The sequence below is a fragment of the Vibrio sp. 661 genome, assembly GCF_033339315.1.
Classification (GTDB): Bacteria; Pseudomonadota; Gammaproteobacteria; order Enterobacterales; family Vibrionaceae; genus Vibrio; species Vibrio alginolyticus.
The window spans coordinates 244,944-266,176 of sequence record NZ_JAWOUJ010000005.1 but is presented as its reverse complement, the minus strand read 5'-3'; the positions used below and the strand labels follow the sequence as shown (position 1 = coordinate 266,176).

The window sequence follows — 21,233 nt, the reverse complement described above, 5'->3', positions numbered from 1 at the left end:
TATGGGGAAGAACTGTTTGAGTGAATGCTCTGAACTCATTGCACAGTTAAATAGTGTGATGAACTGAGTACATTCTTTTAATAGATTGTTAAGAAAGTCGCTATCTTTAACAAGCGAATTGGTATAATGAACAGATAATTATATCAGTATTTTTGTTTCGTCATTGTTAAAGTTAGCCCCGTCTATCTAATAAAGATAGCAGTCAACCTTTTGGTAGCGTTAGCTATCCCTAGGAAATAACATGAAAATATTCATCATGCGTCACGGTGAAGCCGAGCATTTTGCAGATTCAGACGCAGCACGACAATTGACCCCAAGAGGCAGAGTCGAATCAGAAGCGGTTGCGAGAGCCTGTAAAGAACAGGGTTTTGCGCAATTCGATAAAGTGTTGGTGAGTCCGTACATTAGAGCTCAACAAACTTGGCAAGAGATCAGTGCGTATTTCTCTGCAAAAAGCATTGAAACTTGTGAAGATATTACACCTTATGGCCAGTCCGAGCATGTCTTCGATTTCGCAAGTGCGTTAATAGAAGTCGAACAATTGGACTCGCTTTTGTTCGTATCGCATTTGCCTTTGGTCGGTTATCTGACTTCAGAGTTTGTAAAAGACATGACACCACCGATGTTTCCTACATCAGGGCTAGTGTGCATTGAATATGATTTACAAACACAAAATGGTGAAGTGCTATGGCATATTACGCCATAAGTGTCTAAACCAAAATAAGCGTTTGCAAATTAGAGACAGAATAAGAAAGGCAGGAGATCCCTGCCTTTTCGTTTCGTCGTGTCTACAGCAAGCTTGTTACTTTTCAGGAATTGAAAGCAACACTAACAACGCACCATCACCACCAAATTCTAGTGGCGCTTGGTGAAAAGCCATAACGTCAGGATGCTGTGCTAACCAAAGTGGGGCTTTCTGTTTCAGGATGTGTTTCCCAATACCATGTTGCACACACGCACAATGAATCTCGTTTTTGATGCAATAGGCTATCATCGCACCAAGCTCGCGTTTTGCTTCTTGCTGTGTCATGCCGTGCATATCGAGGAACACGTCCGGTACATACACGCCACGACGTAGACGTTTGACTTCATAAGTGGAGACGTCGTCACGTGCATAACGAGTTGGACCTTCATCGTTTAATAGAGGGACAAACTCGTCTGAAAAGTAAAATTCAGAGTCACTCGCTTCACGGTTGGAGCGCTTGATTTCTTTTTGCTTAGTATTTTTTTTTGGTTGCTGGATTATGGTATCCTGTCGCAACTTTTTTACGCCCTGTACTGCTTCCTGAAACAAGGCGAAATCGTCATCGTTCTCGGTGTCTTTTTTGCTCATTAGGTAAACAATTTCATTAATAAACTTTATTGGCAGTATTGTAGCGCTTTTCGGAGGCAATTTTGGATAAGATTTTTGTAGAAGAAGCGGTATCGGAACTGCATACCCTTCAAGATATGATTCGTTGGACGGTAAGCCGCTTTAATGCAGCGAACCTGTTTTACGGTCATGGTACTGATAATGCGTGGGATGAAGCAGTTCAGCTTATCCTGCCAACCTTATACTTGCCGATTGATGTGCCTCCGCACGTATTGAACTCTCGCCTAACGACAAGCGAGCGTCTGCGTATTGTTGAGCGCGTAGTAAAACGCATCAACGAGCGTACGCCAACAGCATACCTAACAAACAAAGCATGGTTCTGCGGTCTTGAGTTCTTCGTTGATGAGCGTGTACTTGTGCCACGTTCTCCTATCGGCGAATTGATTCAAGCGGAATTCCAACCTTGGTTGGTGGAAGAGCCTACGCGCATCATGGACCTATGTACGGGTTCTGGTTGTATCGCGATTGCTTGTGCGCACGCTTTCCCTGAAGCAGAAGTGGATGCTATCGACATCTCTACAGATGCTCTACAAGTGGCTGAGCAAAACGTACAAGATCACGGCATGGAGCAGCAAGTGTTCCCAATTCGCTCTGATTTGTTCCGTGATCTTCCAAAAGAGAAATACAATCTAATCGTGTCCAACCCACCATATGTGGATGAAGAAGACATGAACAGCCTGCCAGATGAGTTCACGCATGAGCCTGAGCTTGGGCTAGCTGCGGGTACGGATGGTCTAAAACTAGTGCGTCGTATTCTTGCTAACGCGCCAGATTATCTAACAGATAACGGCATTCTTATTTGTGAAGTCGGAAACTCAATGATTCATATGATGGAACAGTACCCAGAGATTCCATTTACTTGGATTGAGTTCGAGAACGGCGGTCATGGCGTGTTTATGCTAACGCGTGACCAGCTGGTTGAGTGTGCAGAAGAGTTTAAACTGTACAAAGACTAATAGAGTCTTGCACTAAACATCAAAACACCGAGCTTTATGCTCGGTGTTTTTTTATGCATACCTCGCCGATATTAACTCTTTACATCAAAACGTAATAAAGCCACTATGAATCCACGAAGAATTGGAAAGCAGCTATGCTCTGTTTTGAGAGAGCGTGGCGATAAAAACTTGAGGAAGTAATGGCAGGAAACAGTATCGGACAACATTTCCGAGTGACGACATTCGGGGAAAGTCACGGTATCGCACTGGGATGTATCGTAGACGGATGTCCTCCGGGGTTGGAAATTACAGAAGCAGATCTACAAATTGATCTCGACCGCCGTCGTCCAGGCACATCACGTTACACCACACAACGTCGTGAACCGGATGAAGTTAAAATTCTTTCTGGCGTTTTTGAAGGCAAAACCACGGGCACATCGATCGGTTTGCTAATTGAAAACACCGATCAGCGCTCAAAAGACTACTCTGACATCAAAGATAAGTTCAGACCGGGTCATGCTGATTACACTTACCACCAAAAATATGGCATCCGCGACTATCGCGGTGGCGGCCGTTCTTCAGCTCGTGAAACCGCAATGCGTGTGGCTGCTGGTGCAATCGCGAAGAAATACTTAAAAGATGAGTTTGGTGTTGAGATTCGTGCTTACTTGTCACAAATGGGTGATGTATCTATCGACAAGGTAGATTGGAACGAAATCGAGAACAATGCATTCTTCTGCCCTGATGCTGACAAAGTAGAAGCATTTGACCAACTTATCCGTGACCTGAAAAAAGAAGGCGACTCTATTGGCGCAAAAATCCAGGTTGTGGCAACTAACGTGCCTGTTGGTCTTGGGGAACCCGTATTTGACCGTTTGGATGCAGACATCGCGCACGCACTAATGAGCATAAACGCGGTGAAAGGCGTGGAAATCGGAGACGGTTTCGACGTGGTAAACCAAAAAGGCAGTCAGCACCGTGATACGCTTGCTCCTGAAGGTTTTGGTAGTAATCATGCGGGTGGCATTCTTGGCGGTATCTCGACTGGTCAAGACATTGTCGCTAACATTGCGCTTAAGCCAACATCAAGTATCACTGTGCCGGGTGAGACCATCACAAAAGAAGGTGAACCAACTCAGTTGATCACCAAAGGTCGTCATGACCCATGTGTGGGTATTCGTGCTGTGCCTATCGCAGAAGCGATGCTGGCAATTGTGGTGATGGATCATTTACTACGCCACCGTGGTCAAAACCATGGCGTAACAACTGAAACACCGAAGATTTAAGAGCTTTGTGTCATTCCAGCGAGCTATAGCGAGACTAGGAATCTAATTTCAGCACGATGAAAAGAGAAAGAAACATCTCTGACAACAGAGTGCTCGGATAATAGATCCTGAATCATGCTCCTTCGTCGCTGTTCAGGATGACTGAATATAAAATTATGCCACTCACTGAATCGCGGGTGGCACAATTTTATCAGGCAACCTTTTTTGTTTAAGTAGTTTTTGCTTAATGAATCGAGCCTTCGGTTTCCAAATGGAAAGAAGGCAGACGCCACTTAAAGCGCACTGCAGCCATACGCAGCATGTAACCAGTAACCAGTGTAATGATCGTGGCAGTGACATCGGGAACATTAAATTCTAATAGCGCTAAGTACATTCCTGATGCGATAAGAGCGACAGAAGCGTAAAGCTCTTCATGCAGTACCAATGGTGTTTGGCGACAGATTAAGTCACGAAGTAGCCCACCGAATACACCAGTTACTAACGCTGAAACCATACAAATACCAGGGTGCAAGCCCATGCCCATCGCAATTTTTGTTCCGATGATACTAAACACGATTAAACCTAGTGCATCGAGGCGAATGAACAGACCTTTCAGCTTAATCACCCATTTCGCTAAACCTGTTGTTAGCACACCTGCAACACACGTAATTGCAAGGAACTCTGGGTTTTTTACCCAACCAAGAGGGTAGTGGCCTAATAGAATGTCACGTACGGTGCCACCACCAATGGCCGTTGCGCTGGCCACCAACATAACACCAAACCAGTCCATCTTTCTTCTACCAGCACTTAACGCACCTGTCATGGCTTCAGCCGTGATACCAATGATATACAACACACTTAGCAACATAGGGAAACACTCAACGTAAAAAGTCACTACGTTCTACGAGAATCAGCGTAGGCGAAGTAACAACACTTACAAACGGTTCTATCTCTCTTAAAAAGTGATTAAAACCAGCAACATGCTTGTAATCAAACGGCTTAAAAATAGCGGTTTGAACGGCATCAAAATAAGGCGAGAGTGTAGTGGTAAATAAGTACGCTGACGAATGAGAAATTGTATGGAGAAAGCGATGTTCAGATAAATTCAACTAATAACCAAAAATGTGGGGTTGCCTTTACCTCATAGCTAAAAACAGCGACAATATGCAGCGCATGTCAAACTGAAGTACAAACTCGACGATGACCCACGAATACCAAGACTTAATCACCATTTTTAATGACACCTTTTTAGAACAATTTAATACGAAATTAGAGTTAGGTGGTGATGAGCCTATTTATCTTCCTGCTGATGATGAACACCCTCATCATCGGATTATTTTTGCTCGGGGTTTTTACGCCTCTGCTTTACACGAGATCTCGCATTGGTGTGTGGCTGGTCCAGAGCGTCGTTTGCTGGAAGATTTTGGTTATTGGTATGAACCTGATGGGCGAACAGCAGAAGTTCAAGCGGAGTTTGAGAAAGTTGAAGTGCGACCTCAAGCTTATGAATGGATTCTGGCACAAAGCGCTGGCTTCCCTTTTACGGTGAGTTGTGACAATCTACACGGCGATTTTGAACCAGATAGGCTCGGCTTTATGAAAAAAGTGCATAAAGAAGTGCTAGGTATTTTGGACGTTGGCTTGCCTTTGCGAGTGAAAATGCTTTCTGATGCCCTGCGCGCATTTTATCAAACTAAGCCACTGGAAGCGTCGGACTTTTGCGTTAAATAACCACTAATAACCTCAGAGATACACCATGATTATTGAATTTGAAGAAAAACTACTGGAACTGATTGATGCTCGAATTGAAACAGCATCTGACGATGAATTGTTTGCTGGTGGTTATTTACGTGGTCACATCTCTTTATCCGCGGCGTCTTGTGAAGAAGAAGGGATTAGCGATATTACTGAGCTGAAGTCACGCATTGAGAGCAGCTTAGAAAATGCGCGTACCGAGTTAAGCCCGGCCGATCGCGTGATTGTCAGTGATTTGTGGCAGGAGCTCCAGGCTCAGGCTTAGTCCCTAAGCAGCGTTCTCCCTTTATTTAATCCTAGTCATTTACTACTTCGAAAAATTCGAACCTCTCCATAAAATTTTTGTGGTTGTAGCGAAACTGTTCAACTTTTATTCTGATCAGCATAAAACGTGAACAAAGGATTACAACCATGAAAATTGTCGCATTTGGTGCATCTACCAGCTCTACCTCAATCAACAAACTACTTGCTACATACGCAGCAAATCAAGTCGAAGGCGCTCAAGTGAATGTTCTAGACTTAAACGATTATCAAGCGCCAATGTTTAGCGAGGACAAAGAGAAAGAAATAGGTCAAGCTGAAGGGGCTGTCGCGTTTTTACGTGACTTGGCGGAGGCTGACGCTCTCGTTGTTTCCTTCGCAGAGCACAACGGTTCGTACCCAGCGGCCTATAAAAACTTGTTCGATTGGGCGACGCGCATTGAGCGTAATGTATTTCAAAACAAACCTGTCGTTTATTTAGCAACTTCCCCAGGTCCCGGTGGTGCGCAAAGTGTTCTTGCGGCGGCGACAGGTTCTGCACAATTTTTTGGCGCGGATGTAAAGGCATCGTTATCTGTGCCGAGCTTCTACGAAAATTTTGACGTGGAATCGGGTAAGGTTGTAAACCCAGAAGTGGCAGAGCAAGTGAAACAGGCAGTTGCACTGCTGAAGTAATCTCAGTACGAGCGACTTAATGAGTTAGCGATTCCCGACACGTGTCTGTGTCGGGAATCAAAACAGAGAATACTCTTACAGCTCGGTAATGGCTTTGCCTTTTCTTAGTTTACGAACCCACATTCGACTTGGGTGAAGTTCGGTCAATACATCAACCGGTAATGGCAGCGGGTCCCCACAGATCTGGGAGGCCAACACTTCAGCTAATAATGGTGCAGAGCTCAGTCCACGAGATCCTAAACCTAAGAAGCAGAATAGGTTAGGGTACTGATGAATGGTTTCTACCTCTTCTTCTTTTTGATTTTGTAAGTTGGTGTATTGCGTTTTGATCGTCTCAAAGTCACCCACATTTCCGACAAATGGTAAGTGATCTCGGCTAACACAACGAATACCTTGGCGAGATTGATTACCAGTGATATCTACCTCTTTTGCCCATGTTTGATTCGGTACACATTTCACTAGCTTTTCTGCATTATCTTTTTGGGCGTTTTCATCAAATTCGTAGTCAAGGTGACTGCGGTCGTAGCTTGCACCGATACACAAGTGTTGATTACTTGGGTTAACAGGTGTCATGTAACCGTCGTAACACAACACCGTTTTCAGCTGACTCAGCGTTTCGGTTGCTGGCGCATGACTGACTTGTCCTTTCACTTGTCCCATTGGTAGGGAAGCGGTTTGACTCAATGTCTGGAACTCATGGCCGTTCGCAATCACAACCGTTGAGTGCTCAAATGTTTGACCACTCGCTGTTAGTAGCCAGAGCTGACGCTTTTCATCCCAATCTAATGCCTCAACATGGTGTTCAAACTTCGTTGAGAGTAACGACGTCTTCTCCAATTGTTTTATTAACCCACGAGTTAACTCGGCAGGGCACAGCCACCCTCCCATTGGGTAGTGCACAGATGCCATATCAATAGGTAACCCGATAGTGTTCGCAGTCTCCTCGGCGGACAGCTTGTGAATGAGCTCTGGTGTGAAGTTACCCGCAAGTATTTTCTCCAGTTTGTCTGTGGATTTGTCATCCCACATCAACTGAGTTACGCCACACCAGTCATGATCAAAATCGATCTCTTGTGCTGCTTGTTCAACAAACTGACGTGCGAACAAAAATGCAGGAGCAAACACACGCGAAACGCCAGTATGGGGACCGTTCAACAATGGATACACGGCCCCTTGACGATTACCCGACGCTCCTTTGGCTGGTTGTTTGTCTTTACAGTAAAGGGTGACGTTTTGGCCACGACGAACTAACGTTTTCGCTAACGCCGCGCTGGCTATACCACCACCAATGATGGCAATCGAATCAAGATTGCTAGATGCTGTGCGATTGAACCAAGGGAGATGGTTCGACTGCTTTTCACCTTGCTCCATAGAGCCGGCGATCATTTCTCGCTTAGTGCCGAAACCTTTCACCTTTTTCATTGTAAAGCCAGCTTCGTTCAAACCACGACGTACAAAGCCTGCTGCGGTAAACGTGGCAACTGTACAATCTTGCTTGGCTAGCTTTGCCATGTTGTTGAACAGGCCTTGGTTCCACATCTCTGGGTTTTTGCTTGGCGCGAATCCATCTAAGAACCAAGCATTAATCAAACCTTGTTCGTTGTATGGGACTTGCGGCATGCAGTCTTTAATGTCACCAAACCAAAGGTCGAGTGTGATTGCGCCGTCTTCTAAAACAATGCGATGACACTCCGGCACAGCGGCAGGGTAGTGCTTTTGTAACTTTTCCGCGTACTCAGCTAGCTCAGGCCAAGCTTCATGCGCCTTCTTTAAATCGGCTTTGCTTAATGGGTATTTTTCAAAGCTAATAAAATGCAGCTCTTTCAATGTTGCGTCCGGATGCTGACGACGAAACTCACTAAACCACTGGCATACTGCTAAGAAGTTTAATCCCGTGCCAAATCCTGTTTCACCAATGACAAAACGTCTTTGGTCAAATTCCTGCCATCTTTCTGGGAGATGATTTTGTTTTAAGAAAACGTAGCGTGTCTCTTCAAGACCGTTTACGTTAGAGAAGTAAACATCATCAAATTGGTCTGAAACCGGAGTACCAGCTTCGTTCCAACCAAGTTCTGCGTTTTTTATTGAAGTCATAATGGTGCAAATTTGTGATTTGGCGCGGTAAGAATGGGGCGATTGTACGAATTTATGGGAAAGCTGACCACTTTTGTTGACTATCTTAGTTATCATCTAGCGGATTTTTGAATTATAGGAATGTCATAATGAAACGAGTCGTAATCACCGGTATGGGTATTGTTTCAAGTATCGGTAACAACGTCGAAGAAGTTCTAGCGTCTCTTAAAGCGGGCAAATCTGGCATCACTGCATCTGAGCAGTTCAAAGAACACGGTCTTCGTTCGCAAGTATGGGGTGACCTAAAAATCAACCCGGCGGAACACATCGACCGTAAGCAGATGCGCTTTATGGGTGATGCGGCTGCTTATGCATACCTATCAATGGAGCAGGCAATCGCAGACGCTGGTCTTACAGAAGAGCAGGTTTCAAACGATCGTACCGGTATCGTTGCAGGTTCTGGCGGTGCTTCTGCATACAATCAAACGGTAGCGACAGACACGATGCGCGCCAAAGGCGTAAAGCGAGTTGGTCCTTACATGGTTCCTCGTACTATGTCTTCTACTGTTTCTGCTTGTCTTGCTACGCCATTTAAGATTCGTGGCGTGAACTACTCAATGAGCTCTGCATGTGCAACATCTGCACACTGTATCGGCCATGCTATGGAGCTTATTCAACTAGGCAAACAAGATATTGTTTTTGCTGGTGGCGGCGAAGAGCTAGATTGGTCTCAAACTATGATGTTTGATGCGATGGGCGCACTGTCAACCAAATACAATGACACGCCAGACAAAGCATCTCGTACATACGATGCAGACCGTGACGGTTTTGTTATCTCGGGCGGCGGCGGCATGCTGGTTATTGAAGAACTAGAGCACGCACTGGCACGTGGTGCGAAAATCTACGGTGAAATCGTAGGTTACGGTGCGACATCAGATGGCTACGACATGGTAGCGCCATCAGGTGAAGGCGCAATTCGTTGTATGAAGATGGCGATGCAAGACGTTGATGGTGTGGATTACATCAACACGCACGGCACATCGACACCAGTTGGTGACGTGAAAGAGCTTGGTGCTATCCAACAATTGTTTGGTGAGAACAGCCCTGCAATCTCTGCAACAAAAGCAATGACTGGCCACGCACTCGGCGCAGCGGGCGTGCACGAAGCAATTTACTCAACACTTATGCTAGACAAAAACTTCATTGCTCCAAGCATCAATATTTCAAACTTGGACGAAGCAGCACAAGGTCTGGACATCGTGACAGAAGCACGTGATGCAGAGCTAACGACCGTAATGTCAAACAGCTTTGGCTTTGGCGGCACAAACGCAACTTTGGTTATTAAAAAGTACCAAGGTTAACTGAATTTGTTGGCGCCTTGCGAGAGTACTGTAAACGCCAACAATCCAGTTTCCAGAGCTTGATCAGTCACACTGATCGAACAGACGCAGACTCTATCCCATGGAGAGCGGGATAGGATCCTTTTGTTCTGGAACTTTGCCCGGCTATTTAGCCGGGCTTTTTCTTTTCTCTGTTTCTGCTTTTCTCTAGGCTTCCCGTCAATTGATTCTATAGAAGTTACCTCCTTGAGGTTTATTGGTGTTATATCTTGAGATTTTTCGGGAAAAGGGCACAATCGCTTTAGTTTCGCATCTTGCGAATAAACGAACTCTTACAAATGGATGTTAGAACGCTGGCGCTATGAAAATTATTGTTGATGAAAATATGCCGTATGCTGAAGAACTATTCAGCCAACTCGGTAACGTAATTCTAAAACCAGGTCGTACACTGACCGCCGATGATTTAGTGGATGTTGATGCCCTAATGATTCGCTCAGTCACCAAAGTGAATGCTGACCTGATCAGCAAAGCAAACAAGCTGAAGTTTGTTGGTACGGCCACGGCAGGCATGGATCATGTTGACCAAGCACTCTTAAAAGAGAAAGGCATTTTCTTCACTGCTGCGCCAGGGTGTAACAAAGTGGGTGTAGCGGAATACGCGTTCAGCGTGATGATGGTGCTCGCTCAGCAACAAGGTTTCTCGGTATTTGACAAGACGGTAGGTATTATTGGTGCAGGCCAAGTAGGTAGCTACCTAGAGAAATGTTTGAAAGGCATGGGTATTAAAGTTCTCATCAATGACCCATTCAAACAAGAGGCTGGTGATCCTCGTAGCTTTACTCCGTTGACAGAACTGATTGAAAGCTCAGACATCATTACACTACATACGCCAATCACCAAAGATGGCCCATACCCAACGCATCATTTGATTGATGAGAAGGTATTAAATGGTCTCCGCAGCGATCAAATTTTGATTAACGCGGCTCGAGGTCCCATCGTTGACAACGCTGCTTTGAAGCAACGTCTTTTGAAAAATGATGGCTTTACAGCGGCACTCGACGTATTTGAATTTGAACCAGAGGTTGATATGGAGCTTCTGCCTCTGCTAGCATTCGCAACCCCTCACGTTGCAGGCTACGGCTTGGAAGGGAAAGCTCGCGGTACAACGATGATTTTCAACAGCTACTGTGAGTTCTTAAATAACGAATTACGTGCGCATGCCAGCGATTTACTGCCAACCGCGCCTGTTCCTACTATGGTATTGGACAGAGCTTGGGACGAAGCAACACTGCATAACATCACGCAGTTAATCTATGATGTGCGTAGAGATGACGCTCTTTTCCGCCGTGAAATCAGTAAGCCAGGCGCTTTTGACCTGATGCGTAAAAACTACTGGGATCGCCGTGAATACAGCGCTGTCACGCTAGTGGGTAACAAAACATGTAACCTTGCTCCATTAGCAGAACTAGGTTTTCAGATTGAGGTAAGTCAATGAGCCAGCAATATAATGTTGCCATTTTAGGTGCGACCGGTGCGGTCGGTGAAACAATTTTGGATGTGCTTCAAGAGCGCAAATTCCCAGTAGGCGAAATCTTCCTACTCGCGAGTGAGCGCAGCGAAGGCAAGACTTACCGCTTCAATGGTAAAACGGTACGCGTTCAAAACGTAGAAGAGTTCGATTGGTCTCAAGCGCATATCGCACTGTTTTCTGCTGGTGGTGAGCTATCAGCCAAGTGGGCTCCAATTGCCGCTGATGAAGGCGTGATTGTTATCGACAATACATCACACTTCCGTTACGAGTACGACATTCCTCTTGTTGTGCCAGAAGTAAACCCAGAAGCGATTGCAGAGTTTCGTAACCGTAACATCATCGCGAACCCGAACTGTTCAACCATCCAAATGCTGGTGGCACTAAAACCAATTCACGATGCGGTGGGCATTGAGCGTATTAACGTATCAACTTACCAATCGGTATCTGGTGCAGGCAAAGCGGGTATTGATGAGCTAGCAGGTCAAACGGCGAAGCTGCTAAACGGTCTGCCCGCAGACAAGAAGCAATTCTCTCAACAGATCGCGTTTAACTGCATTCCACAAATCGATCAGATGATGGAAAACGGCTACACCAAAGAAGAAATGAAAATGGTGTGGGAAACACAGAAGATCTTTAACGATCCATCAATCACAGTCAATCCAACGTGTGTACGTGTTCCTGTATTTTACGGTCACGCAGAAGCACTTCACATTGAGACTCGTTCACCTATCGATGCACAAGAAGTCGTTAACTTGCTTGAGCAAACTGACGGTATCGAAGTGTTCCTCGGTGAAGACTTCCCTACACAAGTTCGCGATGCGGGCGGTAAGGACCATGTAATGGTTGGTCGTATCCGTAACGATATCAGCCATCATAGCGGAGTAAACCTGTGGGTTGTTGCTGATAACGTGCGTAAAGGCGCGGCAACTAACGCGGTGCAAATCGCAGAAGTTCTGATCCGCGATTACTACTAAGTCGCTTACAGTTCATTTCAAAGCCTCGCACAGTGCGAGGCTTTTTTGTACGAACGAAACAAAATAGTGTGAGATTAGTACGAATATGGCGAGAGCCACACATTTTTTATTCTCAACGCTATAGTTTTGCATGCGATATCCGATATATTTAACCGATCACCATTTCAAATTGTATCTAGCACAAAACTGAGCCTTCTATGCGTCAAAATTATAAGCGTTTGTTAGCAGCCCTTGTGTTGATGAGCGCGACTCAGACATCATCAGTGGTTCAAGCCGAAGGAATTCGTCTTGTTGGACCGTCTGGTGAAGTGCAATCATCTCCGAGCTATGCTGAAGATATTGAGCGAGCATTACCTGCTCCTCCTGCGAATACTCAACCGTCACGTTTCTTTGGTCCGACTGGTGAAAATCAAACACTATGGTCGATCGCTTCAGAATTACGACCTTCACGCGGTGTTACCGTTCAACAAACGCTTCTTGCCATTTACCGAATTAACCCTCAAGCGTTTGAGAACCAAAACATTCATGAATTGATCCCAGGTAGTCGGCTACGAGTACCTTCTCTAGAGCAAGTGCAAAGCGCGACCACAGCGCAAGCTGTTGCGATTATGAAGGCGCATGAAGCTAAGTTAAAACAGCCGAAGCCGACAAATAGAGCGACGCCAGCACAACGAGTCACCGAGCAACCAAAGCCACAAATTAAAGTAGAACCCAAGCCTGCGGCTAAGCCAGAGACAGTGGCAGCAACGGAGCCAAAACCAACTCCGAAAACAATACCCGTCATCCCTGCGCCACCAGTAACCACCTCTCCGCAGGGTGAAAAGCAGGTCAGTGCGCTAAAGGACAAACTTCAAGGCTCACAAAGTGAATTAGAGTCATTAGAAGAGAAGAATCATCGTCTTCGATTGATGCTGTCAGAAGTGCAAAGCGAAGTCGAAACTTTGAAAAGCGAGCTGAATGACGAAGAACGCATTCGCTCGGAAGTCGAGAAGCTGCTTGCTGAAGAACGCCAGCGCCTTGCTGAACAACAACGCATGCAACCAAGCACCATGGACAAAATTTTGTCGAATGGTTGGCTTGTTGGTCTTGCGGCATTAATTCCTGGTGCTTTGATTGCGTTGCTAGTTGTTATGCTTCTTGGTCGACGCTCTAAAGCGAAAGAGGAAGATGCGGCTGCACAGGAACAGCAAAACGTTGATCCTCTTGCGGCGCCAATCGGTTTAGCGGCGGCGGATGAGCTTGATGAAGAGCTCACGCTTGATGATGAATTGTTTGCAGATGAAGATATCAACACACAGTCTTTACAAGAAGAGAAGTCAGATTTAGAAGAAGACGTCTTTGCTAACCTCGACGATGAAGAACTTGATTTCAATCTGGAAGGGGACGATGACCCATTTGCAGATATTGGCGATGACGGTGACCTAGATGTTGGTCTGGATGAGTTTGAGTCATCGAACAATGGTATCCAAGTCAACGGCGAAGAAAAAGCGCTTGGCTTAGAAGAAATGGAGCGAGCCTTAGATGAGGTTGCTCCAGAACTAGAAGTGCTCGATGACGATGAGTCTGGCTTCGATCTTTCGGATGATGTGAATGAGAAATCAGACTCGCTTTCAGACGACGCATTTGCCGAGTTACTTGCAGCCGATGAGCCGTCAGAAGAGTTACCAAGTGACACTGTCGACCAGGATATGCTTGATGACTTGTTTGCTGAACTTGGCAACGATGACTTCGATTTAGATACTGATGAGCCTGAGTTAAAACAGCCCGTTTCGGATGATGACTTTAGTGTTGGAGAGGCATCTGACGACGATATCGATAAGCTATTGGCCCAGTATGAACAACCGGCTAGTGAATCGGAAGTTCGAGAAGCTGACGCCAATGAAGGTCCTGTTCTAGATGAAAACAGTACAGAGCTACTCGATGAACTCATTGATTTTGATGAAGATGACACAGACGAGTTTGATCCACTAAACGAGCTAGAAGCAATCTCTGGTTTTGAAGGTGATGACTCGATCGAAGAGTTAGACGCAGATAGCACAGACTTACTGGATGAACTCATTGATGATGTTACCTCTGAACTTGATGAAGAGACTGAAGCTGATTTAGATCCGTTTGATGATCTGATTCGAGAGGACGAGAGCCCAGAGCAGAATAAGTCGGAAGAGGAAGAGTTACTGAAATCACTTGGTTTTGGTGAGCCAGACGCCGACGAAAAGCCATCTCCCGTAGTTGAGTCAGAACAAACTCATGAAGGTCAGGACATTGAGTCTGGGTTGGACATCGACGCTTTATTAAGTGAAAGCCAGCCAGACACGCAACAAGCTGTAGAAGATCAACCATTAACCGAGCCAGAGGCTGCCTCAGAGCCATTTAGCAGCGATGAATTTCTTGGTGATTTAGAGGACCTCTCACCAGAGAATGATCCTTTAATGAGCGAGCTAGACGACCTATTTGAGTCAGACAGTGAAGAACTTCTGCCAACAGAACAAGAAAAAGCGGATTTTTCTGCTGAACTTGACGCTCTATTTGATAGTGAAGACGATTTACCGCAGCAAGTTGAAAAAACACAAACGGAGATAGAGGAAGCTTCATCACTACAACAAGAGGCTACCGATACTGATTCAACACAAGAACCATCCGTGGAGTCCGATGCTGAGGTACAGCCTCACGTTGAGCAAGAGGAAGACATTCCAGCCTTCACGCCGACACCAAATACAATAGAAAATGAATTCGGTGTTCCACAAGAAGAAGATTGGCTACTGGATGAACCTGAATTGGAGCCGGAAACTGAGTCGACCAACGATTCAGAAGATGAATTCAATTTTGACGAGCTAGATCTTCCAGAATTCAGCGAAGAAGATGCTCTAGCATCTATGGCTGGCGAACCTGCGTTAGAAACGTCCGAGTCCGTTGAGTCAGAACAAGTTGAAGCAGGCTTACCAACTGAATCAGAAGAAGAATTCAATTTTGACGAGCTGGATCTTCCTGAGTTTAGTGAAGAAGACGCATTGGCGTCTATGGCGGATGAGCCGGAGTTAGAAACGTCCGAGTCCGTTAAACCAGAGCAAGTCGAAGCTGACTTACCAACCGAGTCCGAAGAAGAGTTCAATTTTGATGAGCTGGATCTTCCTGAGTTTAGTGAAGAAGACGCATTGGCGTCTATGACGGATGAGCCGGAGTTAGAAACGTCCGAGTCCGTTGAACCAGAACAAGTTGAAGCCGACTTGCCAACTGAATCAGAAGATGAATTCAATTTTGATGAGCTAGATCTTCCTGAGTTTAGTGAAGAAGACGCATTGGCGTCTATGGCTGGCGAACCTGCGTTAGAAACGTCCGAGTCCGTTGAGCCAGAACAGGTTGAAGCAGGCTTACCAACTGAATCAGAAGAAGAATTCAATTTTGACGAGCTGGATCTTCCTGAGTTTAGTGAAGAAGACGCATTGGCGTCTATGGTGGATGAGCCGGAGTTAGAAACGTCCGAGTCCATTGAACTAGAACAAGTTGAAGCCGACTTGCCAACTGAGTCCGAAGAAGAGTTCAATTTTGATGAGCTCGATTTGCCAGAGTTCAGCGAAGAAGATGCCTTGGCGTCGATGGAAGAAGAGCCAGAATTACCGAGCTCTGAGACTGCAGATATAGAACCAATCTCCGGTGAGGATGAAGAGTTAAGTTTTGACGACCAAGATCTTCCAGAGTTCAATGAGGAAGATGTTCTCGCGTCAATGAACGAGGGTGCGTCAGAGAGCCCTAAGGTTGAAGCAGAGACATCGAGACCGGCTATTCAAGCCGATAACGATCATGATGCTTTGTTTGAAGTATTTGCGCAGCAAAACGGCTTTGATACTGACCCAGAAGTGCAGCCAACAGCGACAGAGGGTGAGCCGCTCAGTAATTTGGATGATGAATCATCAATGGCTAACCTTCTTGCGGAAGACGCAAACTCAGAAGTATTTGAAGGTAAACTAGACAGTGACACCATCGCAAGTGCAGGTATGGATTTTGAAACCATGCTTGATGTTGGAGATGATTGGGATGGCTTTAAACCCGCTGCTGATAACGTAAGTTCTACTGAAGAAGTGCCTGAGGACCAGCGTGATGTTTGGAATTCGAGTGATGCACTAAGTCAGCCAGAGATCGCGCAAGAGAACTGGGCAGAGCAAAGCGACTTGGATGACTTCGACCCGAAGAAAAATCAATTTATGACGATTGATGAATTGATGGCTCAGGTCGACAGAGAAGGTGGTGAGTTCGAAGAAGAAGACCTTAAGCTCGATGTCGGATTGAACGAGTTTCCAGATGTTATCGGCGAGATCGGCGATATTGACGTAGATAACAATGCTGAAGCGGCTGGGAAACTGGATTTGGCTAAAATCTATCTCGAGATGAACGATTCTCAAGGGGCGATTAAACTACTAGAAGAGGCGATTGTTTACGGTGAGGATGATATTCGCCGCGAAGCAAAAAGCCTGATTGACGCCATTAATGGCCGATAAACCGAAACAAAAGGGTAGCGTTTGCTACCCTTTTTGTGTCCCGTTAGTAGGATGCTACCTTTATGTCACCCTTGGTGAAACTGGCAACTTGAGGTGACTTGAGTATATACTTCCCGCCCCATTTTAGAGTTCGAAGGTTAAGATGAGAATCGCATTAGGTATCGAGTACAACGGTACAAACTACTTTGGTTGGCAGCGCCAAAGAGAAGTGAAAAGTGTCCAAGAAGAGCTAGAGAAAGCATTGTCCGTCGTCGCTAATCACCCAGTTGAAGTTCAGTGTGCTGGTCGGACAGACGCAGGCGTGCATGGCACGGGACAAGTTGTGCACTTTGATACCAACGTTACTCGAAAAATGGTAGCTTGGACCATGGGCGCAAACGCGAACATGCCAAGTGATATCGCTGTCCGCTGGGCAGTGGAAGTGAACGATGATTTCCATGCTCGATTCTCAGCAACCGCACGTCGTTACCGCTACATCATCTTCAACCACGCATTGCGTCCTGGTATTTTAAATTCTGGCGTTAGCCACTATCACGGTGAGCTAGATGAGAAGAAAATGCATGAAGCAGGTCAGTACCTGTTAGGTGAGAACGACTTTAGTTCATTCCGCGCTGCGCATTGCCAGTCGTTGAGCCCATTCCGCAACTTGATGCACCTTAATGTGACCCGCCATGGTGATTACATCGTGATTGACATTAAAGCGAATGCTTTTGTCCACCATATGGTGCGTAACATTACTGGCAGCCTGATCAAGGTAGGTCGTGGCGAAGAAAAACCAGAATGGATCAAGTGGTTATTAGAAGCCAAAGATCGCAAACTAGCGGGTGCGACAGCGAAAGCGGAAGGTCTGTACCTGGTAGATGTAGACTACCCAGAAGAGTTTGGGTTACCTGAAGTGCCGATCGGTCCACTGTTTTTACCAGATAATTTGAACTAATTTTACAAACTTATTTCAAAATATCGGTAGTGTTTACATTGAATGTGAACGGAAAACATACGCTATTTACGATATCAAAAATAGGTACAACCAGTTTTTTATCTACAGTAGCTGCAAGATATGGTTTAATCCGTCGGTATTATGTCGAATTTATATCTTTCGCAATGAAGCGGAAGAGTTGAGAGAAAAGGTCTTCCATGAGTTGGCTTGAAAAGATTTTAGAGAAAAGCAATCTAGTAAGTTCACGCAAAGCTTCTATCCCAGAAGGTGTGTGGACTAAATGTACCTCTTGTGAACAGGTTTTATACCATGCTGAACTAGAGCGTAACTTAGAAGTTTGTCCAAAGTGTAACCATCACATGCGTATGAAAGCGCGTCGTCGTTTGGAAACATTTTTAGATGAAGGTAATCGAGTTGAATTAGGTTCTGAACTTGAGCCACAGGATAAACTGAAATTTAAAGATTCTAAGCGATACAAAGAGCGTATCTCTGCTGCACAAAAAAATAGCGGTGAGAAAGATGCGCTAGTTGTGATGCAGGGTGAATTGCTTGGTCTGCCGCTTGTGGCGTGTGCGTTTGAATTCTCCTTTATGGGTGGTTCAATGGGTTCAGTCGTTGGTGCTCGCTTTGTGAAAGCAGTGGATGCAGCCATTGAAAATAACTGTGCGCTTGTTTGTTTCTCAGCAAGTGGTGGTGCTCGTATGCAAGAGGCTTTAATGTCTCTTATGCAAATGGCAAAAACCAGTGCTGCGCTTGAGCGTTTATCAGAAAAAGGTCTGCCGTTTATTTCTGTTCTAACTGACCCTACAATGGGTGGTGTATCAGCAAGTTTGGCTATGTTGGGTGATATCAACATCGGTGAACCTAAGGCCCTCATTGGCTTTGCTGGTCGTCGTGTAATCGAGCAAACTGTACGTGAAGATCTTCCTGAAGGTTTCCAGCGTAGTGAGTTCCTACTTGATCACGGTGCTATTGATATGATCGTTGACCGTCGTGAAATGCGTCAGCGTGTGGGTGGTCTTATCGCTAAGATGACTAACCACAAGTCTCCTTTGGTGGTTTCGGTTAACGAATCTCCAAATGAAGAGCCATATTCTGTACCAGAAGCGGACGAAAAAGGGTAAAGTATCAACTAACATAAAAACCAAAGAATTTAATGGTTAAAGTTAGATGACCCAAAACCCAATTCCTCAAGCCACATCTTCATTAGAGATGTGGCTTGATTATTTAGCAAATATTCATTCCTCAGCAATTGATCTAGGCTTAGACCGTGTCCAAGCGGTAGCAAACAAAGCCAATCTTACCAAACCAGCTCCAACCGTAATCACCGTTGCCGGAACCAATGGCAAAGGCTCAACGTGTGCGTTAATGGAAGCCATTTTACTTGATGCTGGCTATTCAGTCGGTGTTTATAGTTCTCCGCACCTGATTCGTTACAACGAGCGTGTACGCATTAATGGCGTTGACGTTGTAGATGCCAAGCACTGTGAAGCATTCGATTATGTAGAAAAGCAGCGTGGTGATGTTAGCCTTAGCCTCTTTGAATTCGGTACGCTTGCTGCGCTACGTATTTTCCAAGTAGAGAAAGTTGATGTTGTCTTACTTGAAGTAGGACTTGGCGGCCGTCTAGACGCCACTAACGTTGTTGACCATGATGTTTCTGTTATTACGAGCTTAGCGATCGATCATGTGGATTGGCTTGGTGATGACATCAATGTTATTGGTTTTGAAAAAGCGGGCATTTACCGTTCAGGGAAGCCAGCAATTTGTGGTCAACCGACGCCACCAGCGACCGTGGCGGCTCATGCTGACGATATTGGTTCTGAGTTCTTCCAAGTAGGTATTCAGTACGATTACCAACTAACTGATAATGGTTGGAAATGGAGCAGTGGGGCATTTGAGTTAGAGGATTTACCAATCCCATCGCTACCATTACAAAATGCAGCCACTGCACTGATGGCACTAGGGGCTTCGGAATTGCAAATCACTGACATAAATATTGTCAATGGCTTGAATAATGCTCGTTTGGCGGGGCGTATGCAAGTACTGCATCACGAACCTGAAATAGTCCTTGATGTCGCTCATAACCCGCACTCTGCTGAGTATTTGGTAGAAAGAGTGAAGCAACAATATCTGGGTAAGAATATCCATATTGTGGTTGCAATGCTGCATGACAAGGACATTAAAGCAACCATTGAAGCGCTAACTCCAGTTGCAACACAATGGTATCCAGCGTCGCTTACTGGACCGAGAGCGGCGACCGCTGATGAATTGTGCCAATACTTACCTGATGGGCAAGTTCATTTTGAAAACCCTGTTGACGCCTTCGAGAGTGCGAGAAGCCACGCAAAGGCAGGAGACGTTATTCTGGTGGTTGGCTCATTCCATACCGTCGGAGAGGTATTGGAACATTGGCAATCAAATAATAAATAAGCAAAGGTATTTTGATGGCAAGTAAATTCCAAAGTCGTTTAGTCGGCACCATCATTCTAGTCGCAGTCGGAGTCATTGTTCTTCCCGATGTGCTAGATGGTAAGAAACTGCACTACAAAGAAGAATTTGCCAGTATTCCTATCAAACCAGAACTTGATAGTGATGTGGAAAACTTCGAAATATTAGAGCCGGTGGAAGACGACATTACGTTACCGGATTCTCCGGTTGAAGCTGTAGTGCAAGAACGTGAGGATGCTCAAGTAGCCGTTTCTGAGCCCGAGCCAGTGCCAACATCTAAACCTGAGGTCATCAAACAACCAGAGCAAGTTGAGGTCGTCACTCGTCCTGTTCAAGAGAAAAATCAATATGAAGATTCAGCTTGGATCATTCAGTTGATGGCACTTAAGAATCACGAAAATGCTGTCGCGCTTGTCGCGGATTTGCAAAAGCGTGGTTATCAAGCTCACACAAAGAAAGAAAACGAGTTTACGAGAGTGATTGTTGGCCCTGATGTGTCAAAAAGTAAACTTGAACGACAAGTTCAAGAATTACAAAAAATTACAGGTTCAAAAGGTCAATTGCTTAAATTTAAGCCATTAAATCCATAAGAAAACGTTTGCGTCAGCATTTTTTCTGTTAAAATGCGCGCCAACTTAAGATGAAGAAAAGATGAATTGGATAGATTTTATCATTTTAGGTGTGATCGGATTTTCAGCTCTGATCAGTTTAGTTCGCGGTTTTGCTAAAGAAGCTTTGTCTTTGGTGATTTGGTTCGGAGCGTTTTTTATCTCCAGTAATTACTATGCCAAATTGGCGGTGTACTTCACCAACATCGAAGATGATATGTTTCGTAACGGAGCGGCGATTGCGGCGTTATTTGTCGCAACCTTGGTAGTTGGTGCAGTGGTGAATTACGTCATTGGTCAACTGGTACAAAAAACAGGGCTATCAGGTACGGACCGAATTCTCGGGATTGTATTTGGTGGTCTACGCGGAGTCTTAATTGTTTCTGCGGTGCTGTTTTTTATGGATGCGTTTACTGCATTCCCAAGCTCGGATTGGTGGAAAGATTCACAGTTGATCCCTGAGTTCAGCCGTATCATCGCCCCATTCTTCGAGCATTTACAAGCAACATCAAGTTTTCTGTCTGGCACTATCTAGTAGTGCCAGCTACTGTCGCAAATCGAGG

General features: G+C 45.3%; 18 protein-coding genes. 15 read left to right on the top strand and 3 right to left on the bottom strand.

Features of this window, described 5'->3' with window-relative positions:
• Positions 1-241 precede the first annotated feature (241 nt).
• A complete protein-coding gene (gene sixA, locus R7P69_RS12870; RefSeq protein ID WP_005380537.1) occupies positions 242-706 on the top strand; it encodes a phosphohistidine phosphatase SixA in 465 nt (154 codons plus the stop codon).
• 96 nt (positions 707-802) lie between these two features.
• On the opposite strand, the gene smrB is transcribed toward sixA, so the two are convergent.
• Positions 803-1,333, bottom strand: coding sequence for an endonuclease SmrB (gene smrB / locus R7P69_RS12865; protein ID WP_005380539.1), 531 nt, complete (start codon positions 1,331-1,333; stop codon positions 803-805).
• A gap of 62 nt (positions 1,334-1,395) precedes the next feature.
• Here smrB and prmB point away from each other — a divergent pair, with 62 nt between their 5' ends.
• Together prmB and aroC are read left to right on the top strand one after the other, a co-directional pair.
• A complete protein-coding gene (gene prmB / locus R7P69_RS12860; RefSeq protein ID WP_005380541.1) occupies positions 1,396-2,328 on the top strand; it encodes a 50S ribosomal protein L3 N(5)-glutamine methyltransferase in 933 nt (310 codons plus the stop codon).
• 179 nt (positions 2,329-2,507) lie between these two features.
• Positions 2,508-3,593, top strand: a complete 1,086-nt coding sequence (gene aroC, locus R7P69_RS12855) for a chorismate synthase (protein ID WP_017820803.1) — start codon at positions 2,508-2,510, stop codon at positions 3,591-3,593.
• A 223-nt stretch (positions 3,594-3,816) separates the two neighbouring features.
• Here aroC and R7P69_RS12850 read toward each other — a convergent pair whose 3' ends face one another.
• Entirely contained in the window at positions 3,817-4,440 is a 624-nt protein-coding gene (locus R7P69_RS12850) for a trimeric intracellular cation channel family protein (protein ID WP_005380544.1), read from the bottom strand.
• Positions 4,441-4,772: 332 nt separating this feature from the next.
• On the opposite strand from R7P69_RS12850, the gene R7P69_RS12845 reads away from it, so the two are divergent.
• From R7P69_RS12845 to R7P69_RS12835, 3 genes are all read left to right on the top strand, one after another.
• Entirely contained in the window at positions 4,773-5,303 is a 531-nt protein-coding gene (locus R7P69_RS12845) for an elongation factor P hydroxylase (RefSeq protein WP_005380546.1), read from the top strand.
• A gap of 25 nt (positions 5,304-5,328) precedes the next feature.
• Positions 5,329-5,592, top strand: coding sequence for a YfcL family protein (locus R7P69_RS12840; protein WP_017635933.1), 264 nt, complete (start codon positions 5,329-5,331; stop codon positions 5,590-5,592).
• Between the two features lie 146 nt (positions 5,593-5,738).
• A complete protein-coding gene (locus tag R7P69_RS12835; RefSeq protein ID WP_005380552.1) occupies positions 5,739-6,263 on the top strand; it encodes an NADPH-dependent FMN reductase in 525 nt (174 codons plus the stop codon).
• A 75-nt stretch (positions 6,264-6,338) separates the two neighbouring features.
• Here R7P69_RS12835 and mnmC read toward each other — a convergent pair whose 3' ends face one another.
• Complete coding sequence (gene mnmC, locus R7P69_RS12830) at positions 6,339-8,357, bottom strand: bifunctional tRNA (5-methylaminomethyl-2-thiouridine)(34)-methyltransferase MnmD/FAD-dependent 5-carboxymethylaminomethyl-2-thiouridine(34) oxidoreductase MnmC (RefSeq protein WP_238952070.1); 2,019 nt, start codon at positions 8,355-8,357, stop codon at positions 6,339-6,341.
• Positions 8,358-8,485: 128 nt separating this feature from the next.
• Here mnmC and fabB point away from each other — a divergent pair, with 128 nt between their 5' ends.
• The 9 genes from fabB (at position 8,486) to R7P69_RS12785 (ending at position 21,205) form a co-directional block, all read left to right on the top strand.
• The gene (gene fabB / locus R7P69_RS12825; RefSeq protein ID WP_005380557.1) at positions 8,486-9,697 is read left to right on the top strand and encodes a beta-ketoacyl-ACP synthase I; all 1,212 of its coding nucleotides are present in this window, start codon (positions 8,486-8,488) and stop codon (positions 9,695-9,697) included.
• Positions 9,698-10,037: 340 nt separating this feature from the next.
• Entirely contained in the window at positions 10,038-11,171 is a 1,134-nt protein-coding gene (locus tag R7P69_RS12820; protein ID WP_005380560.1) for a 4-phosphoerythronate dehydrogenase, read from the top strand.
• Complete coding sequence (locus R7P69_RS12815) at positions 11,168-12,181, top strand: aspartate-semialdehyde dehydrogenase (RefSeq protein ID WP_238952068.1); 1,014 nt, start codon at positions 11,168-11,170, stop codon at positions 12,179-12,181. The genes R7P69_RS12820 and R7P69_RS12815 overlap by 4 nt, the downstream gene beginning before the upstream one ends.
• A gap of 197 nt (positions 12,182-12,378) precedes the next feature.
• Positions 12,379-16,674, top strand: a complete 4,296-nt coding sequence (locus tag R7P69_RS12810) for a FimV/HubP family polar landmark protein (RefSeq protein ID WP_238952067.1) — start codon at positions 12,379-12,381, stop codon at positions 16,672-16,674.
• Between the two features lie 142 nt (positions 16,675-16,816).
• Entirely contained in the window at positions 16,817-17,611 is a 795-nt protein-coding gene (gene truA / locus R7P69_RS12805) for a tRNA pseudouridine(38-40) synthase TruA (RefSeq protein ID WP_170897252.1), read from the top strand.
• 197 nt (positions 17,612-17,808) lie between these two features.
• The gene (accD, locus tag R7P69_RS12800; protein ID WP_005380583.1) at positions 17,809-18,735 is read left to right on the top strand and encodes an acetyl-CoA carboxylase, carboxyltransferase subunit beta; all 927 of its coding nucleotides are present in this window, start codon (positions 17,809-17,811) and stop codon (positions 18,733-18,735) included.
• A 46-nt stretch (positions 18,736-18,781) separates the two neighbouring features.
• Positions 18,782-20,044, top strand: coding sequence for a bifunctional tetrahydrofolate synthase/dihydrofolate synthase (gene folC / locus R7P69_RS12795; protein WP_005380586.1), 1,263 nt, complete (start codon positions 18,782-18,784; stop codon positions 20,042-20,044).
• 14 nt (positions 20,045-20,058) lie between these two features.
• The gene (locus R7P69_RS12790) at positions 20,059-20,652 is read left to right on the top strand and encodes an SPOR domain-containing protein (RefSeq protein WP_005380588.1); all 594 of its coding nucleotides are present in this window, start codon (positions 20,059-20,061) and stop codon (positions 20,650-20,652) included.
• A gap of 61 nt (positions 20,653-20,713) precedes the next feature.
• On the top strand, positions 20,714-21,205 hold the full coding sequence (locus tag R7P69_RS12785; protein ID WP_005380590.1) for a CvpA family protein: 492 nt from the start codon (positions 20,714-20,716) through the stop codon (positions 21,203-21,205).
• Positions 21,206-21,233 lie beyond the last annotated feature (28 nt).

Bases quoted from the DNA above. Each gene is read 5' to 3' on its own strand.
- sixA (WP_005380537.1), top strand. From the start codon at position 242: ATGAAAATATTCATCATGCGTCACGGTGAAGCCGAGCATTTTGCAGAT.
- smrB (WP_005380539.1), bottom strand. From the start codon at position 1,333: ATGAGCAAAAAAGACACCGAGAACGATGACGATTTCGCCTTGTTTCAG.
- aroC (WP_017820803.1), top strand. From the start codon at position 2,508: ATGGCAGGAAACAGTATCGGACAACATTTCCGAGTGACGACATTCGGG.
- R7P69_RS12850 (WP_005380544.1), bottom strand. From the start codon at position 4,440: ATGTTGCTAAGTGTGTTGTATATCATTGGTATCACGGCTGAAGCCATG.
- R7P69_RS12845 (WP_005380546.1), top strand. From the start codon at position 4,773: ATGACCCACGAATACCAAGACTTAATCACCATTTTTAATGACACCTTT.
- R7P69_RS12840 (WP_017635933.1), top strand. From the start codon at position 5,329: ATGATTATTGAATTTGAAGAAAAACTACTGGAACTGATTGATGCTCGA.
- R7P69_RS12835 (WP_005380552.1), top strand. From the start codon at position 5,739: ATGAAAATTGTCGCATTTGGTGCATCTACCAGCTCTACCTCAATCAAC.
- mnmC (WP_238952070.1), bottom strand. From the start codon at position 8,357: ATGACTTCAATAAAAAACGCAGAACTTGGTTGGAACGAAGCTGGTACT.
- fabB (WP_005380557.1), top strand. From the start codon at position 8,486: ATGAAACGAGTCGTAATCACCGGTATGGGTATTGTTTCAAGTATCGGT.
- R7P69_RS12820 (WP_005380560.1), top strand. From the start codon at position 10,038: ATGAAAATTATTGTTGATGAAAATATGCCGTATGCTGAAGAACTATTC.
- R7P69_RS12815 (WP_238952068.1), top strand. From the start codon at position 11,168: ATGAGCCAGCAATATAATGTTGCCATTTTAGGTGCGACCGGTGCGGTC.
- R7P69_RS12810 (WP_238952067.1), top strand. From the start codon at position 12,379: ATGCGTCAAAATTATAAGCGTTTGTTAGCAGCCCTTGTGTTGATGAGC.
- truA (WP_170897252.1), top strand. From the start codon at position 16,817: ATGAGAATCGCATTAGGTATCGAGTACAACGGTACAAACTACTTTGGT.
- accD (WP_005380583.1), top strand. From the start codon at position 17,809: ATGAGTTGGCTTGAAAAGATTTTAGAGAAAAGCAATCTAGTAAGTTCA.
- folC (WP_005380586.1), top strand. From the start codon at position 18,782: ATGACCCAAAACCCAATTCCTCAAGCCACATCTTCATTAGAGATGTGG.
- R7P69_RS12790 (WP_005380588.1), top strand. From the start codon at position 20,059: ATGGCAAGTAAATTCCAAAGTCGTTTAGTCGGCACCATCATTCTAGTC.
- R7P69_RS12785 (WP_005380590.1), top strand. From the start codon at position 20,714: ATGAATTGGATAGATTTTATCATTTTAGGTGTGATCGGATTTTCAGCT.